Annotated in this window: 20 protein-coding genes; 1 reads left to right on the forward strand and 19 read right to left on the reverse strand. The window is 31.9% G+C overall.

What is annotated here, in order from left to right; all coding sequences use genetic code 11:
• Positions 1-155 precede the first annotated feature (155 nt).
• From HBE96_RS21285 to HBE96_RS21320, 8 genes are all read right to left on the reverse strand, one after another.
• On the reverse strand, positions 156-302 hold the full coding sequence (locus tag HBE96_RS21285) for a hypothetical protein (protein ID WP_169299713.1): 147 nt from the start codon (positions 300-302) through the stop codon (positions 156-158).
• A gap of 16 nt (positions 303-318) precedes the next feature.
• Entirely contained in the window at positions 319-633 is a 315-nt protein-coding gene (locus tag HBE96_RS21290; protein WP_342590214.1) for a DUF960 domain-containing protein, read from the reverse strand.
• Between the two features lie 9 nt (positions 634-642).
• Complete coding sequence (locus HBE96_RS21295) at positions 643-1,110, reverse strand: JAB domain-containing protein (RefSeq protein WP_169299714.1); 468 nt, start codon at positions 1,108-1,110, stop codon at positions 643-645.
• 73 nt (positions 1,111-1,183) lie between these two features.
• A complete protein-coding gene (locus tag HBE96_RS21300) occupies positions 1,184-1,579 on the reverse strand; it encodes a hypothetical protein (protein WP_169299715.1) in 396 nt (131 codons plus the stop codon).
• Positions 1,580-1,793: 214 nt separating this feature from the next.
• Positions 1,794-2,693, reverse strand: coding sequence for a tyrosine-type recombinase/integrase (locus HBE96_RS21305; protein ID WP_169299716.1), 900 nt, complete (start codon positions 2,691-2,693; stop codon positions 1,794-1,796).
• Positions 2,694-2,698: 5 nt separating this feature from the next.
• Positions 2,699-3,055: a hypothetical protein gene (locus HBE96_RS21310; protein WP_169299717.1), complete on the reverse strand. Its 357-nt coding sequence runs from the start codon at positions 3,053-3,055 to the stop codon at positions 2,699-2,701.
• Positions 3,056-3,058: 3 nt separating this feature from the next.
• Positions 3,059-3,664 (reverse strand): hypothetical protein, encoded by a 606-nt coding sequence (locus HBE96_RS21315; RefSeq protein ID WP_169299718.1) that lies wholly within the window; start codon positions 3,662-3,664, stop codon positions 3,059-3,061.
• Between the two features lie 494 nt (positions 3,665-4,158).
• Positions 4,159-6,786, reverse strand: coding sequence for an Ig-like domain-containing protein (locus tag HBE96_RS21320; protein ID WP_243187022.1), 2,628 nt, complete (start codon positions 6,784-6,786; stop codon positions 4,159-4,161).
• 115 nt (positions 6,787-6,901) lie between these two features.
• Between HBE96_RS21320 and HBE96_RS26805 the strand changes: the two genes are divergently transcribed.
• Positions 6,902-7,027, forward strand: a complete 126-nt coding sequence (locus HBE96_RS26805; protein ID WP_281064369.1) for a hypothetical protein — start codon at positions 6,902-6,904, stop codon at positions 7,025-7,027.
• 254 nt (positions 7,028-7,281) lie between these two features.
• On the opposite strand, the gene HBE96_RS21325 is transcribed toward HBE96_RS26805, so the two are convergent.
• The 11 genes from HBE96_RS21325 to HBE96_RS21375 form a co-directional block, all read right to left on the reverse strand.
• Positions 7,282-8,139, reverse strand: coding sequence for an Rpn family recombination-promoting nuclease/putative transposase (locus tag HBE96_RS21325; RefSeq protein ID WP_169299719.1), 858 nt, complete (start codon positions 8,137-8,139; stop codon positions 7,282-7,284).
• 157 nt (positions 8,140-8,296) lie between these two features.
• Complete coding sequence (locus HBE96_RS21330) at positions 8,297-9,049, reverse strand: hypothetical protein (RefSeq protein WP_169299720.1); 753 nt, start codon at positions 9,047-9,049, stop codon at positions 8,297-8,299.
• Positions 9,050-9,068: 19 nt separating this feature from the next.
• Positions 9,069-9,935: a tyrosine-type recombinase/integrase gene (locus tag HBE96_RS21335; protein ID WP_169299721.1), complete on the reverse strand. Its 867-nt coding sequence runs from the start codon at positions 9,933-9,935 to the stop codon at positions 9,069-9,071.
• Positions 9,936-10,585: 650 nt separating this feature from the next.
• Complete coding sequence (locus HBE96_RS21340; RefSeq protein ID WP_169299722.1) at positions 10,586-12,376, reverse strand: DUF927 domain-containing protein; 1,791 nt, start codon at positions 12,374-12,376, stop codon at positions 10,586-10,588.
• Between the two features lie 364 nt (positions 12,377-12,740).
• Positions 12,741-13,148, reverse strand: a complete 408-nt coding sequence (locus HBE96_RS21345) for a ribbon-helix-helix protein, CopG family (protein ID WP_169299723.1) — start codon at positions 13,146-13,148, stop codon at positions 12,741-12,743.
• A gap of 169 nt (positions 13,149-13,317) precedes the next feature.
• Positions 13,318-13,623 (reverse strand): DUF960 domain-containing protein, encoded by a 306-nt coding sequence (locus HBE96_RS21350; protein ID WP_169299724.1) that lies wholly within the window; start codon positions 13,621-13,623, stop codon positions 13,318-13,320.
• Positions 13,624-13,641: 18 nt separating this feature from the next.
• Entirely contained in the window at positions 13,642-14,118 is a 477-nt protein-coding gene (locus tag HBE96_RS21355; RefSeq protein ID WP_281064371.1) for a JAB domain-containing protein, read from the reverse strand.
• Between the two features lie 11 nt (positions 14,119-14,129).
• Entirely contained in the window at positions 14,130-14,279 is a 150-nt protein-coding gene (locus HBE96_RS21360; protein WP_169299726.1) for a hypothetical protein, read from the reverse strand.
• A 222-nt stretch (positions 14,280-14,501) separates the two neighbouring features.
• Positions 14,502-15,401 carry a tyrosine-type recombinase/integrase gene (locus tag HBE96_RS21365; RefSeq protein ID WP_169299727.1) on the reverse strand — a complete coding sequence of 300 codons (900 nt, stop codon included), beginning with the start codon at positions 15,399-15,401 and terminating at the stop codon, positions 14,502-14,504.
• Positions 15,402-15,406: 5 nt separating this feature from the next.
• Positions 15,407-15,763, reverse strand: a complete 357-nt coding sequence (locus tag HBE96_RS21370) for a hypothetical protein (protein WP_169299728.1) — start codon at positions 15,761-15,763, stop codon at positions 15,407-15,409.
• 3 nt (positions 15,764-15,766) lie between these two features.
• A complete protein-coding gene (locus HBE96_RS21375; protein ID WP_169299729.1) occupies positions 15,767-16,372 on the reverse strand; it encodes a hypothetical protein in 606 nt (201 codons plus the stop codon).
• Between the last annotated feature and the right edge of the window lie 126 nt (positions 16,373-16,498).

Here is a 16,498-nt window from a genome sequence, read left to right on the forward strand (position 1 = left end):
GATTATACCATATTCATCACCCCATTTATAGCCGTAGATATCGTCACTACCGACATTATTGTCATCCTGATTTTTACATTGTCAGCATTGCCGATATTTTAGGCTTTTCATAGGCAAAAAAATAACAGCCTACACAATCAGCTGCTATGTGTGTATCACTTCCACTTATTAGGTAGGGAGTTCCACAGTGTTTCAAAGTCAATATCAGACGCATTTGCTACTTTTATTGTAGCATCAATTGCATTCATTCCTCCTGCTATGATTAATATTATTCTTGCTATCAACATCAATATCTCTGCCATTACTTATCATCCTCCTTTAGTATTCTTCAGCCAGCATCATAGTGGAGTATGTTCCATCATCTATCACAAATATCTTTGCCTCTATCAATTCATTAAAGATTAATCTATAGCTCTTACTGTATTCTGGTACCTCCTGCCTATGTTCTATCTTTTGAAAGAATACATCATCTACTCTTTCCTTAGTGAGTTCAAACACCTGCAAGTAGTCTAATTTCTGTCCTTCTTCCTTTAGTGTATCAATGCAATTCCACAGGAATAATTGTAGTTCTAATGGTATCTCCTGTTGTATTCCTTTAGTCATGTATCTTTCATTATTAAACATCTTATTCATTCCTTTCTCCTACAATATTCTTTTTTCTTTCAGACTACAGTATTTACTATCCGAACCTATGATGATATGGTCTATTAGCTCTATTCCTATTAGCTTTCCTGCCTCTTTTAACCGATTGGTTACATTTATATCTTCTGTAGAAGGAGCTGGATCTCCTGATGGATGATTGTGAAATACTACTATTGAAGCTGAATTGGATAGTACTGCTACCTTGAATACTTCTCTAGGATGCACTATAGAACTATTTAGTGAACCAACACTTACTACATTTACTGATAGCGGTTGATTCTTAGTGTCTAGGCAACATACTATGAGCTTTTCCCTGTCACATTCCTCAAGAAATCTTCTTCCAAGTTCTGCTGCATCTGCTGGATTGCTTATTTTCCTTACATCGTAGAGAATACTTCCTTCCCTTACCATTTTGATAGATACTATATTTACTCTCTTAGCTGATTCATTTTTTCTATTTGATATCATACTCTTATCATTCCTTCCTTATTTTTAGGCACAAAATAACACCTAACCTCATTTGCTTTTGAGATTAGGTGCCTTACATATTTTCACTTATCCATTTTTCTACTTTCTTACCAAACTTACCTCTTTCTAAGAATATACTTAGTGCATATTCATTGTTGCAAAGGATACAAGCAGTGATTAGTGTACAATCAGCTAGTTTTTGTTCGTTTATCCATTCAGGTATCACTCCAAGCAGACCTCCATCCTCTGAATTAAGTCCTATTTCTTCAAGGTCTGCTACATTGTCTCCTGCTTCAAGCAGCACTATTATACCACTATCTACTAACGAGAATTCTTCAATAGGAATTCCTTCCCCAAGGTTATTGTAAATATGTTTGAAGTGTTTGTCTATTTCTCCTAGTATTCCTGCATCTACTACTGTCGCTTCCTTAAGCAGCTCAATATCTTTAATAGTCTTGATTATTCTCATTTCCATTCCTCCATTCTTTTTTGTGTTCCTATATATTCCGTTGAAGTAGCAATCATGTATTGTTCTTCTATAGATATGATATATGTTTAAAATTTCTATTGTTTCATTTGCCCTAATATAGCCTTAAACATCGGCACTACTGACATTATCTACATCCTGATTTTTACATTGCTGATAGTGCCAATATTTTAGATTGTAACTACGGTTACAATTTCTACAACAACTCCACCGCATCCCTCTTATCCTTTTGTGATGTATTTATATAGAAATTAGCTGTTGTTTGAATTGATGCATGACCTGCTAGCTTTGCAACTGTGGTTAGTTCTACTCCTCTTTTGAGTAGTCTTGTACAAAAGCTATGTCTGAATTTATGTGGGTTTAGCTTAAATCCTAGTTCTTTTCCTATTCTGTTTAATAGCTTATTTACAGCATCTCTATCCATCTTACTTGCTCTATTTGTAAGTATTAAGTATTCACTATCTGCAAATTTACTTTCTTTTCTTTCTCCTTCTAAGTATTCCTTTATAGAATCTACTACTTCACTTTTTAAAGGTACTTCTCTTCTTTTACCTCCTTTTCCCCATGTTATAGTTAGATTAAGACTTAATATATCAATATCTTTTAGCTTAATATTTACAAGCTCACTAACTCTTACACCAGTATATAGCAACATTAGAATTATCATTCTATCCCTTGAAGTTACTGCATCTGATTGAATGTAGAATATTAGCTTTTCTATTTCGTCATCATTATAAACTTCTACTTCTCCTTCACTACCTGCTGCTATTTTTACCTTATCTTTCTTTAAATCTACTGCTATTTCATTAACGTAACCTTTATCTATTAGGTATTGATTAAAGGATTGTAGGCTGTTTATCTTCTTATTTATGGTATTTACCTCATATCCTTCTTGTACTAAGTAGTTTCTATAGGATGTTATGTGAAATCTTTTTAGTTTACCATTGAATTCTGCTCCTTTAGTTTCTAACCATTGAAGAAATGCTCTAATGTCTCCTACATAGCTTTCTAATGTTTTCTCTGCTTTACCATCTGCTGTTAGATGCTCTTGAAATTGTACTGCTATATTTTCAGCTGATTTACTTAATAAACTCATTGTTACTACTCCATGTAATCAAGTAATTCTTTAGATGTTAGACTTAGATGTATTATTAAACTTATTCCAAAGTCATTATTACATAGTATTAGTGAATTAGTATATTCTTCTCCATTACTACATTTAATTAAGTCAACATATTCTGGTATAGCAGTAGTTACATCTATTCCTGTTTCATCATTAAGCTTCTTAATATCCTCTTCATTTTCCACTACTAGAATATATCCACCATCATCATCTGCATTTCTTTCTTCTCCATAGTTATCATCTAATATAGCTGCTATTTCTGATACTACATTTACAACCTCTAGTGGTAGATAATTAATAGATTCTATTTCTTTTCTATATTCTATCTTAATCATTTACTACACCTCCTCACCAGTTAAGCTGTAGTAGATCATATCACCATAATAGTCAGTGTATCCTTCCTCTCCTTGCTCACAGCCTAGTATTTCCCACCACTCATTGTCCCTCATGTATTGTTTTGCTGCTTCCTGTTTTGAAGTTCCGAATACCCATAGATTAGCTAGATCTTCTACATCAAACATATCTGCTACTTGCTCAGTGTCATCTAGCTTACAATCTAGTTCATCTCTAGCTAATTCCTTCATTGTTTCCTCATCTTTATATAAGTAGTACCCTGGAATTTTACAATAACCTTTCTCAATTAAATCCATATATGCTTCTTTAGTATCTTCTGCTTTTATGTCTAGTCCTAAATCATCCAGTATGAATAAATATAGTCTTATAATGTCTATATCCTCTAATTCAGCACATATTTCAGCAGTTGTTTTTGTAGCAGCATAGCTTCTATAGGGATCAAAATTTAGATGATTTTTTTCTAGTGTCTGTATGAATTGCTTTACTTTGTTTAGCTCATCTTCTGGAATACTGTTATATCTTTGATAAATATATTCTACCTCCTTAGTTATGAATTTACTGATGATTGAAATGTTATTTGATGTACTCATATTTATTCCTCCTTGAATTATGATTTTATTATTCAAAGAAATAATATAAGTTTGATTTTAGAGTTGTTACAGGTTAGTTCACGGCATTATTTAGATTATGCATTGAATTTTTAGGTATAAAATCTAGCAAGAACTGTTGCTATTATTAAGTTTTTAGTCTATACCTTCTTTAGAGAATTTTTATGTAGTGTATTTTATCATTCTTTTGCAGTGAAATCAAAAAAGAACAGAAGAGTACCCCTAAAGATACTCTCATTTTTGATTAGATTATTTAGTTTTTCAGCCAGTGTGTGACCTGACTATTTTATGGCTTAAAGATATTTTAGATATGTTAGTACAATTTTATCCGTTCATTTATTTAAATGGGAGAAGGAAGGTTGTACTTCCCTTCCTCCTCTCTTCTGGTTTTACTTATCCGTTCTCTTTTCTCAGCTTGTCACTGGAAAATTTTACACCTTTAGGGTCTTTGCGAGACCTGAAAGGTTGAGCTTTAATTAATGAGTTACTGGTCCTACTGTGTAATTAGTTCCATTAACTTCTATAGTCTTTCCAACTAAATCAGCAAGAGTAAGTTGATTAGCATCATAACCAGCAGGTTTTCCTAGTGCAGTAACAAGTGCTGCTTTAACAGCAGCAGGTGACATTGCTGAATCAGCTAGTGTAGTTGTCCCTATTTTAACTGTTGGTATAGTACTTATATTACTTACTGTTAATAAATCAACTAATTTAGCATCTGTATTTGTTACAGTTACTACATTATGTCCAGCAGCATCTTTTCCTACTGTAGCATTACTTCCAAGTAATGTCTGAGCCATGTCAGAAACTAAACCATCGGCATCAGCAATATTCCAAGCAAGTGTCTTAGCTCCACCATTTGTTAATGCATCACCAGCAGTTGTGCTTTCTAAGTAACTTGAAATAGTCAAAACATGTGGTGCATTTTTATGATTTAAAGTTCCTTGTTTTAATTTTATTGTAATAGAATCATTTACTCCATCTTTGTCATCATATCCTGCTATATTAGCAGTAATCTGAGTTCCAGTAGGAAGTGGTTCTCCATCTAATGAGTAGTTAGAAGTCTTAAGTACATTAGTGGCATCTCCAGTAATTGATTCTGCTTTATTGAATTTAACGTATATATAATCTGCAGTATTATCACCATCTCCATGTTCAGCTGGGTTTAAAACTGTATCTTGATCAGCAAATGCCCATTTAACAGCAAATTTATTATCTGCTTGTACAGCATCAGTTTTTACTGTAAAATCTCTTGTAGCTGAAGCTGCAGTATTTCCGATATCATCTGATATAGATCTTACAACAAGTGTCCAGTCTCCATTGTCAAGAGCTGTTTTGGGAACTACTGATATTGTTTTATCATATTGATCCTTAACATATGCACTTACAGTTCCATCAATTGTCTTACTGCCATCTTTCTTAATAAATTGAGCTGTTACTTGTGGCAATGCTTTTTGTCCCTCAGCTAATGTGTCCAAGCTATCAGCTGAAGGAGATATTGTTCCATCCGCATTTACAACAGCTATCTTTACTGGTTCTGACATAATTGCATTATAAACTATTGTTCCATCAGCATTCTTAATTTCCTTTATATCGCTTATAACTGGTGAAGTAAGATCTGGAGTTGTCATAGCTCCACCTAATGTAAGATCTTGTTCTACATTTTTAATTCCATTAGCAGCATTAGCAACTTTTTCTGTAGGTATAACTAATCTGTAGCTATCATTATAGTAATTTAAATGAGAAGTTGTTGTATCATAAACATCTTTATCAGTCCAGTCCTTAGTAACTTCAACTTTATATTTTGAAGCATCTGCAATTTTAGTAACCTTTAAAGTCTGTTTTGTATAATCTTCCCAAGTTGCTTTATCTTTATTGTATTTTTGTAGCTTAATGTCAGCATTTGTTAAGTTGCTAACTAGATCCTTATCAAATGAAACAACATACTGCTCTGGTGATTGAACTTCTACTGTTGCATTTGGTGCATCTTTATCTTCAGGTATAGCAAAATCAAGTGTTTCAGTGTTCATAACATTATTGTTTAAATCTGTTAAGTTAGCCCAGTCACCTATACCTGATCCCTGAATTGAGTGAGTACCTGGTTTAAAGTATATTTGATTTCCATCTTTATCTTTTCCAAGTGTAATTGTAACTACATTTCTTGTATCTGTACCATCTGCAACCTTGAAATCTCCAACAACTGCAGTTGCTTTTGTTGTGTTTAATCCGTATACATCATCGCTTAATTTAACACCATCAATTACCCAGTTAAGTGTACTGTTTGCTGTACTAGCCTCTACTGGTTCTGAGAAAGTAACTTTTAATTCTTTTAATCCGTTTCTTTCAACACCTAACATTGCAGGTCTTCTAGAATCTGTCAACTTACATGATTCTGTACTTGATACATTTAATGATCCTGTTTTATCAACAAAATTTACAGCAACGTTAGAGTTATCTGTTAATGGCTTATCCAATATTAATTGAAGAGCTCTTGAATTTCCCTGTACAGGTGCTATTCCTATAACTTGTGAACTCTTATTAGCGTTATCATCACTAGCTGGATCAGTAAGTTTATCATTAGCTACTTTACTATATACAGAAATATCTGCCTTAGTATTATCCTTAGTCTTATTATATTCAGATGTTCCTTTAATTGCATATTTTGCAACATCAACATCCTTGTTAAAGAATACTGTTACTCTATCTGCCTGAGATGCTTGAACCTGAGTCATAGTAGCTCCAACTGTTTGATCCTTTCCTGAATTTGGATTTGGATCCATTGGTATACTAGACTGTTTTTGTAAACCATATAAATTTTTATTATTTGCTTCTACAACTTGTGCAGTTACAATTGCATTTTGAGCTTTATCAAGTGTTTCTGATTTTAATAATACAGTTGCAACACCATTTTGTGCTGTAACTCTCTTTTCAGCTAAATTACCAAATGTACTTGAGAATGCAACTTCTACGCCGCTAGCATCTTTCATTACATTGCCATTTAAATCCTTTAACGTAAATGTAACCAAAACACTATCTTCTGCATTTGCTGTTACTTGTGTTTTAGAAAAGCTTAATTCTGGACTAAATAAAGACTCTGCATTTGGCATTTTGAAATCTTTAGTAAGATCTTCTTGAGCTACTGCAGCAATTTTTAATCCTGTTACTTTTAAAGTATAATCTTTTGAAACTTGTAATCCAGTTACATCTAATTTAACTTCTGTTTTGTCCGCACTTAATGTAGCTGTATTAACTGTGCATCCTGCTATTGAGAAGTTTTCAGCTTTAGCATCATCAACAGCTTTTGATAACTTAACGCTTAATTTAGTATCAGTAATAGCACTAACTTAACCTAAATTATTCCTATCTTCACCTCCTCAAACCCTAGTCAAATCAATGCTGTTAACAGTTAGGAATTCTATATTTTGTTGAACTATAGATAAACTATTATTAGATACACTAATAATTACAAATCAAATTATTTTTTCTCTACAGTTTTACTGTACTGTAGACAAAAGCTTGACTTTTGGGTAAAAAAATAACAGCGACTTTAATCACTGTTATTTATCAAGTATTACTAAGCATCTTATGAATTTAATATTATTTTAATGCATCATTTTCTTTTTTAGCTCCATTACTGTATCCACTGGAAGTTCAGTTATGTCAACAATATCTTCTATACTATTTCCTCGTTTTAACATTTTTTCAGCTACTCTCAATGCTTTTTCAGTTGCTCCTTCTTCTCTAGCAGAACTTATCATATTAGCTCTCTCATGTAGTGATCTTTCTCTTGCTTTGTAAAGTTCTAAAGTTTTTGGATCACTGCTTAGATATTCCATTTTTTCTTCTGCTTTTTTAATATCAACATCCATATCCATCAACTCCTTTAACTCTTCTTTACTTATATCTTCTCTAAAGAATGACAACCATCTTTGAAGCTTATCTTCTTTTAGATTCTTATTTGTTAGCTTTCTAAACTTCTCCATTTCAATGAAATGTATCTCTACTACATCTGTCAGCATATAGTCTTTAACTTCATCTTCCCATAGGTGAAAAGTTGTATGAAATTTATTAGGTATATTAATATATTCAAAGTCTACTATGTTGATTGTAATTACCTTGGTTAAATTTCTGTAATCTTCTCCTTTTTTAATACCTTCTGAATATATTTCTCCCCAGTACCACAAGGTTCTTTTATCCATATTATGCTGGTTTGTTAGCTGTACTTCTATCTCCAATTGTGTACCATCTGCTGTTTTTGCTCTGACATCTATTATACCTGTCTTATCTTCTATAAGTTCTGGTGTTAACTCTTTATTTTCAACTATTTCTAGTGTTACTAGCTTATCTGTATCCTTTTTACTTAATATTGCATTAAGTAGTGCTCTTAGATTATACTTTGTTTCTTCTTCTCCAAAGACTTTTTTGAAGACGAAATCATTTAGGGGTTTTAATCTATTCATGTAATCATTCCCTTCTTCTATCTTTATTTTATCAGAAAATTACAATATTATCTATACTATTTACAGTAGTTCTATTATGGTGTTTACCTTGTAGCCTTCTTGTATTAAATAGTTTCTGTAGGTTATTATATAGAATCTTTTCAAGTATAATTAAGCATTAAGCATTAAGCATTTCCTTTACCCTATAGCTATATCCATATTTATTAAAGAATTCTATTAATGCTACCTCTAATATTTGCCTCTGTGTTATATTTTTTTCATTGGAAAACTCTCTTAATAAAAATTTTAAACTACTCATCATTTGTGCTGATAGTATAGTTGCAATACCTGGAACTAGGTATGTTGGTATTTTATTTGTTTGTAATTCTGGTGTTAAATTTTCAACTATCTTATCCTTATTATTTTGGAGTACCTTTAAAATTGGTATGAATTGTTTAATATCTATTTCTTCTGTTATATTTAAAGTTTGCTCTGTTACAAGTTTATCGTGTTTATCCTCTAACTTCCCTGTTTTCATTACATAATTACCTAATTCATCATTCCAAACATAATTTTTATTTATCATGTGATTTGCCATTTCAATATGATTTTTAAAGCCTGTTTTCTTAGCAACTTCCATTGGATCTTCTACTCCACTATCAAATAAATCTATTACTCTACCTACCTTAGTACCAATTGTTTTTGCTTGGTTTAGGTTATCTTCAAAGGTAGCTTTTGGCACTTCTTCTTCGTAATTTTCAGTCCTTTGATTCCATCTCCAATTCTTTCTTCTCATGTACATATCTAAACTTTTATAGTTTTTATATCTAAGTTCCTCTGATAACTCTTCTCTTGACTTACCTTCTGTTAGCCCTTTTAGGATTAGTTCTACCTTATCATCATACATTGCTTTCTTTACTGCTTCTCCCATAATAATTTTCCCCCTTCTACTAAATTACATTTACAGCTTGTCTTAACTCATCTTGACTTGTATGTGTGTAAATTGATGTTACTCTAAGATCTGAATGTCCCAATAGCTTTTGGATTCTAACTATATTAACTTCCTTTTGGACTAATTTTGATGCAAAGCTATGTCTTAAAATATGTGCTGATACTTGCTTGTCCCATTTAAGCTTTTTAACAGCTGCACTTATTTGTCTATTAATATGCTGTGGTGAAATCCTCCCTGATTTCATTGTTGCAAAAAAGTACTCACTATAATTAAACTTTGATCTTTTATTTTGAATGTAGTCCGTTAGAATTTCGTTTAGTTTATCACTGATTGGAATATCTCTGTCCTTATTTCCTTTTCCGCCTATTATATGAATCACTTTATTTTCAAAATCTACATCTTTAAGCCTTAAGTTAGTGCATTCTGATATTCTCATGCCTGTATGATATATTGCAGTTACTACTATCCTTACTAACTCATTTTCTATTTCTTCTACTAATACTACTACTTCATTCTCTGTTAGATAAGTTCTTTCTTTTCTCTTTACCTTTATTGGTTCAAGGCTTAGAGCTATATTTCTTTCAACTAACCCCTTCTTGTAACAATAACTATAGAATGATCTTATTATGTGGTAGCTTCTGCTCCTACTTGCTTGTGCTAATCCAGCAGCTAATTGACTGCCTAGGTATTCTTCAAGATTAGTTAGTGTTATATCATCTAAGTATGGAGGATAGTTGAATTTTTTAAGAAAATATGATTCCATCTTTTTAAGTTGGTTACTATATCCATCTATTGTTTCTGTACTCTTTTCAGTGTTTATTAGATGCTCCTTATATCCATTAATCGCTGATTTTAGAGGTATCATAGTATCTCTTCCTTTCTTTTTCTATATCAATAGAATAATATATGTCTGAAAAGTACTTAGTTACTGCTTTATGCCTTATATTATTTATTCCATGCTATCACCCTATGCTAGATAGGGAATGAACACTTCAAGGGGAATTATTTAACCATTGATATTACTGCTTTCTAACTATATACTCCCTATTTCTCTATTGTTTTAAGTAATATCTACATATTATTGGTTATAAGTACTAAGCTAATGATTGTATCGTGTATTGTAACTGTTGATTCAGTAACATTTGTAATGGGTATGGGGATTACTGAATCAACAGTTGCTATGTACCAAACTTTTATTTTTAAATAACCACCTATGTTTTAAATCTTACTTACTACTTTTTCTATCTATTGTTTTTATTGTTGTATCCCGTTTTGTTTTAGGGAACTGGGGCATTAACTGGGGCTGTTAGAGCTATTGATTTTTATGGGTTTTATATTTATTTTCCCCTTTTCCCTTTTTATTTTTATTAGATTATTATTTATTTACTGCTTAATCCTTTTTATTGATTTTTTGTCTCTGAAATTTTTTACTGGGAAACTGGGGAACATTCTAAAGGTTTGTGGTTCCCCAGTCTATGGTTTTACTAACACTATTTTTCAATATTTTTTGGGTTACTACATTGCATCTAGGCTTTCTACTGTTTCAAATGCTTTCTCCCTTTGTGGAACATCATCTTCAGTTACCTTTATTACATAACATTTTGTTCTTATGTCATTTATTATTCTTCTTCTGTAGGTTTTGCCTTCCTCGAAATCAAGCCATCCTTTGCTTTTCCACTTTCTTGTTACTACTCTTGGATCTTCAAATCCATTATCCTTCAGAATCCTTTTTAGTATTGTTTCTATTATTACTATCTGCATTGTATGATTCTTCCTAGTTCCTTTGTATTCAATTTTTCCCCATGTTTCCTTGTCACTAGCTGCCTTATTACCATCCTTCCAATATTCATACTCTACTCCAAACTTAGATTTATTTCTTGAAACCTCTTGCATTATTACTTCATAGGCTTTTTTTCCTATGTCCTTATCTTCAACATTGGTATTTTCGTTTTCTATTAGTATTTTTTCTATTTCCTCAAGAGTGAGATTTATCTTAAGATATTTTTTTATTATTGTTGCTGTTACCATTAGTATTGATAGTTTCCCTGCTAATCTTTCTCTAAATTCTGATTCTACCATCTTTGCAATTAGATTTTGTTTGCAGTCTTTATAGATTTGTATTACCTTTTCTTTTCCAAGGATTATTAGTGCTCTTACAAATCGTATTCCATAGTGTCCATAGTTTGATATTACTATTTCTTTTATCCTGTCTGTGTGTTCTGCATCTTCTGTCCAGTCTACGTTTTCAAACTCAAATAACCTCATTCTTGTTCCTGTGTTTTCCTTTGACTTTACAAATATAGAGTGCTCTCCAGTTGATCCTATTGTTGTGTTCCAACTCTTTCTACTCCTTATATTGCCTTCCTTATCCATTCTTTCTTTATCTAGTCCTGCTGTCAGAGAATAAATTACATTGGTAAAATCATTCTTACCAGACATACTAGATTCATCAAACACCACTGGTATTCCTGTATTTCCACCCAAACTTCCATGCATTGCATTTGTTGTTGTATTCCAGGTCGTTATCAATCCAGTTTCATTTATACTTGGCGAACCAAAAGCTGATACTGCAAGCATTAAAGCTGTAGTTTTTCCTTTAGAACTATCTCCGTATAAATGTATCAGTGGGCTTTCTATACCCAGTTCATTTGCTATGAAGCCTACTATTGGAGCAGAAAATCCTATTGCTAGTGCAAGTTCTAGTGAAGGTCTCCCCACTACTTCTTTATTAATCATGTTTAGCCATGCCTTACTACTACCTTTGGGTTTTATATTCAGCCTACCAATATAGGCTGAATCAATATCATTTTCCTTGTTACCTGATATTATCTTATTATGCTTAAAGAAATTTTTTCCGTCCTTTTCAAAAAATCCAATATTTGAATGTACTAACTTCCTTGGAGCATTCTCTCTCTCGTTTCTAATTTGCTTTATTACATTAGTTGCATTATTATCATTTACATCTATTCCTACATCCGCTAGATTAAGTATCTTATTCTTCGTCACTGTTTCTCCTAATGGTACCATTATTTCCTTCACATCTTTACCTTCATTGTAGGTTAAGATTATTTCCTTCTTACCTGTATCAAGATTTTCAACTACTTCCTTTACTCCTACATAGTCTGCTATTTTCTTGTAATCTATGCGTCCGTCATCATACTTTTTCCATGTGCAAACATCGCCATTATGAACTATAATTTCAGGATAAAGCTTATCTGCTTTGGAGACTATTATTTGTTCCTGTGGGCTTTGTTCTATACTCCCTATCATTGGAAGATTTCTTTTCTTTGCTACTTTATTTTCCACTATTACACCCTCCTAGTAGTACTGCTGAAGAACGCAAAAAACGCTCATTGCAGCAACACTCCAAATTATTTATTGAAGTATTCTTGCAATCAGCGTTATTATCCGAATCCTTTATAGGTTCTTTACAAATAACTTAGACCTGCCTTTTGGTTATCCTTAGCTAATTAAAGGTTGTCCACTGGCTTTGGTGCTAATTACTTACAAAATATATGATTTTAACACATTTTATCATGTTATTAACTACTAGTCAATAGATTTTTATTATTTTTTACCACTTATTTTAAGCTAACTCCATAATCTGGAGTTAGCTCTTTTATTGATTATTTGAAATTTGTACTAATTATCCCTAATTGATTTATTCCCCCTATGTCAAATACTCCTGCAAGGCTTCCTTTATTAGCTGACTATAACTGCTTATTCTCTTATCTTTTTTAAGCATCTTTAGTATGGTTATTAGGTTCTTATCTAGGTATATTGTTATCTTTTCCATCTCTTGCTGATTGCTTTTAACCTTTAACTTATCTAGGTTTATAGGCTTTTTACCTATCATCATTGGTTCTATATGTTCTTCTTCTGTTGCTTCTTCATATCCTTCTATAAGCTCCTCATTGTTATATTCTTCTAGTTCTTCTTCATAATATACTGATTCATCTGATGATCTTGTCCAGTCTATTCCTGTTGCCACCTCTCCTTCATCTACTGCATTATTTAATAAACTTATATTTCTTTTTCTTCTGTATCCAAAGCACCCTGGTTTTAAATCTTCTCTCATTTTTGCACCTTCCTTATCTACATTTTTGTCGACTTTTTAGTCCATGTCGATATCTACGTCGACTTTATTATATTGTTTATGTGTTTTTACATTTTAATGGCAAAAAAAAATAGCAACTAACACCATTGTATTAGCTGCTATTTCTATGTTAGTTCTTTGATTTAATCAGTTAGTATTCATTAGATAACATCATTGTTGAATGATCTCCATCATCTATTACAAATACTTTTGCATCTATCAACTCTTTAGGGAATAATCTATAGGTCATACTATACTCAGGCACTTCCTGTCTATGTTCTATATTTTGGTATAATACATCATCAGCTCTTTCCTTTGATAATTCAAATACCTGTATATAATCTAATTCCTTCCCTTGCTCCTTTAGTGTATCTATGCAGTACCACATGAATAGTTGTAGCTCTACTGGTATTTCATACTGCACTCCTATAGTCATGTATCTATCATTACCAAACATCTTGTCCTCTTCCTTTCATTAGAGTATTCCTTTTTCTTTTAGACTGCAGAATCTTCCTTCTGCTCCTATGATTATGTGATCTATTATCTCTATTCCAATTATCTTACCTGCTTCCTTTAGCCTTTCTGTTATATTCACATCTTCACTAGAAGGAGAAACATCACCAGATGGATGATTGTGAAATATTATTATTGAAGCTGCATTAGATAGAATTGCTATTTTGAATACTTCTCTTGGATGAACTATTGAGCTATTTAGTGAACCAATACTTGCTACATTTACTGATAGTGGCTGATTCTTTGTATCTAAGCAACATACTATTAGCTGTTCCCTATCTGCTTCTTCTAAGAATCTTCTGCCTAAATCTACTGCATCTGATGGTGAACCTATTTTTCTAACATCATAGAGAATACTTCCTTCTCTAACCATTTTTATTGATACTATATTTACTCTTTTAGATGGCACTTTATTATTTGTATTTTCACATACTGTCATTATACTTCCTCCTACATCCATAGCTTTCTTGCTATCCATTTTCTAAGAATTACTCCTACTATCCCTCCAAACACTATTCCTGAACCAATACTTGTTCCTGTCATTATAGCTGCTATAGCTCCTAATACAGCACCACCTATTGCCCACTTTACTAATAACATTAATATCTCCTCCTTTTTATGTTCCTCTGTGTGTTCCTAGCGTACTTTTCATCATGTATGAATGTACTTTCAAATTTATGATATATGCTTATTTTCCTTTTTGTTTCATTTATGGCATTTGATTTTTGTTTTGTTCCATAAACGCAAAGAAGGAATAGCTTTTACACTATTCCTTCTCATATTTATTTTATTTAATTATTGATCTTTTTTATACCATACTATTTACAGTAACTCCACTGCATCCCTCTTATCCTTTTGTGATGTATTTATATAGAAATTAGCTGTTGTTTGAATTGATGCATGACCTGCTAGCTTTGCAACTGTGGTTAATTCTACTCCTTTTTTGAGTAGTCTTGTGCAAAAGCTATGTCTGAATTTATGTGGGTTTAGCTTAAATCCTAGTTCTTTTCCTATTCTGTTTAATAGCTTATTTACAGCATCTCTATCCATTTTACTTGCTCTATTTGTAAGTATTAAGTATTCACTATCTGCAAATTTACTTTCTTTTCTTTCTCCTTCTAAGTATTCCTTTATAGAATCTACTACTTCACTTTTTAAAGGTACTTCTCTTCTTTTACCTCCTTTTCCCCATGTTATAGTTAGATTAAGACTTAATATATCAATATCTTTTAGCTTAATATTTACAAGCTCACTAACTCTTACACCAGTATATAGCAACATTAGAATTATCATTCTATCCCTTGAAGTTACTGCATCTGATTGAATGTAGAATATTAGCTTTTCTATTTCGTCATCATTATAAACTTCTACTTCTCCTTCACTACCTGCTGCTATTTTTACCTTATCTTTCTTTAAATCTACTGCTATTTCATTAACGTAACCTTTATCTATTAGGTATTGATTAAAGGATTGTAGGCTGTTTATCTTCTTATTTATGGTATTTACCTCATATGCTTCTTGTACTAAGTAGTTTCTATAAGATGTTATGTGAAATCTTTTTAGTTTACCATTGAATTCTGCTCCTTTAGTTTCTAACCATTGAAGAAATGCTCTAATGTCTCCTACATAGCTTTCTAATGTTTTCTCTGCTTTACCATCTGCTGTTAGATGCTCTTGAAATTGTACTGCTATATTTTCAGCTGATTTACTTAATAAACTCATTGTTACTACTCCATGTAATCAAGTAATTCTTTAGATGTTAGCCTTAGAGGTATTATTAAACTTATTCCAAAGTCATTATTACATAGTATTAGTGAATTAGTATATTCTTCTCCATTACTACATTTAATTAAGTCAACATATTCTGGTATAGCAGTAGTTACATCTATTCCTATTTCATCATTAAGCTTCTTAATATCCTCTTCATTTTCCACTACTAGAATATATCCCCCATCATCATCTGCATTTCTTTCTTCTCCGTAGTTATCATCTAATATAGCTGCTATTTGTGATACTACATTTACAACCTCTAGTGGTAGATAATTAATAGATTCTATTTCCTTTCTATATGCTATATTAATCATTTACTACACCTCCTCACCAGTTAAGCTGTAGTAGATCATATCACCATAATAGTCAGTGTATCCTTCCTCTCCTTGCTCACAGCCTAGTATTTCCCACCATTCATTGTCCCTCATGTATTGTTTTGCTGCTTCCTGTTTTGAAGTTCCGAATACCCATAGATTAGCTAGATCTTCTGCATCAAACATATCTGCTACTAGCTCAGTGTCATCTAGCTTACAATCTAGTTCATCTCTAGCTAATTCCTTCATTGTTTCCTCATCTTTATATAAGTAGTACCCTGGAATTTTACAATAACCTTTCTCAATTAAATACATATATGCTTCTTTAGTATCTTCTGCTTTTATGTCTAGTCCTAAATCATCCAGTATGAATAAATATAGTCTTATAATGTCTATATCCTCTAATTCAGCACATATTTCAGCAGTTGTTTTTGTTGCAGCATAGCTTCTATAGGGATCAAAGTTTAGATGATTTTTTTCTAGTGTCTCTATGAATTGCTTTACTTTGTTTAGCTCATCTTCTGGAATACTGTTGTATCTTTGATAAATATATTCTACCTCCTTAGTTATGAATTTACTGATGATTGAAATGTTATTTGATGTGCTCATATTTATTCCTCCTTGAATTCTTTATTTATTATTCAAGGAAATAATATATGTTTCAATTTAGGGTTGTTACAGGCTATTTCAATGCATTATTTAGATTATGCATTGAATTTTTAGGTATAGAATTTA

The organism is Clostridium muellerianum (assembly GCF_012926525.1).
Lineage (GTDB): Bacteria > Bacillota > Clostridia > Clostridiales > Clostridiaceae > Clostridium_AM > Clostridium_AM muellerianum.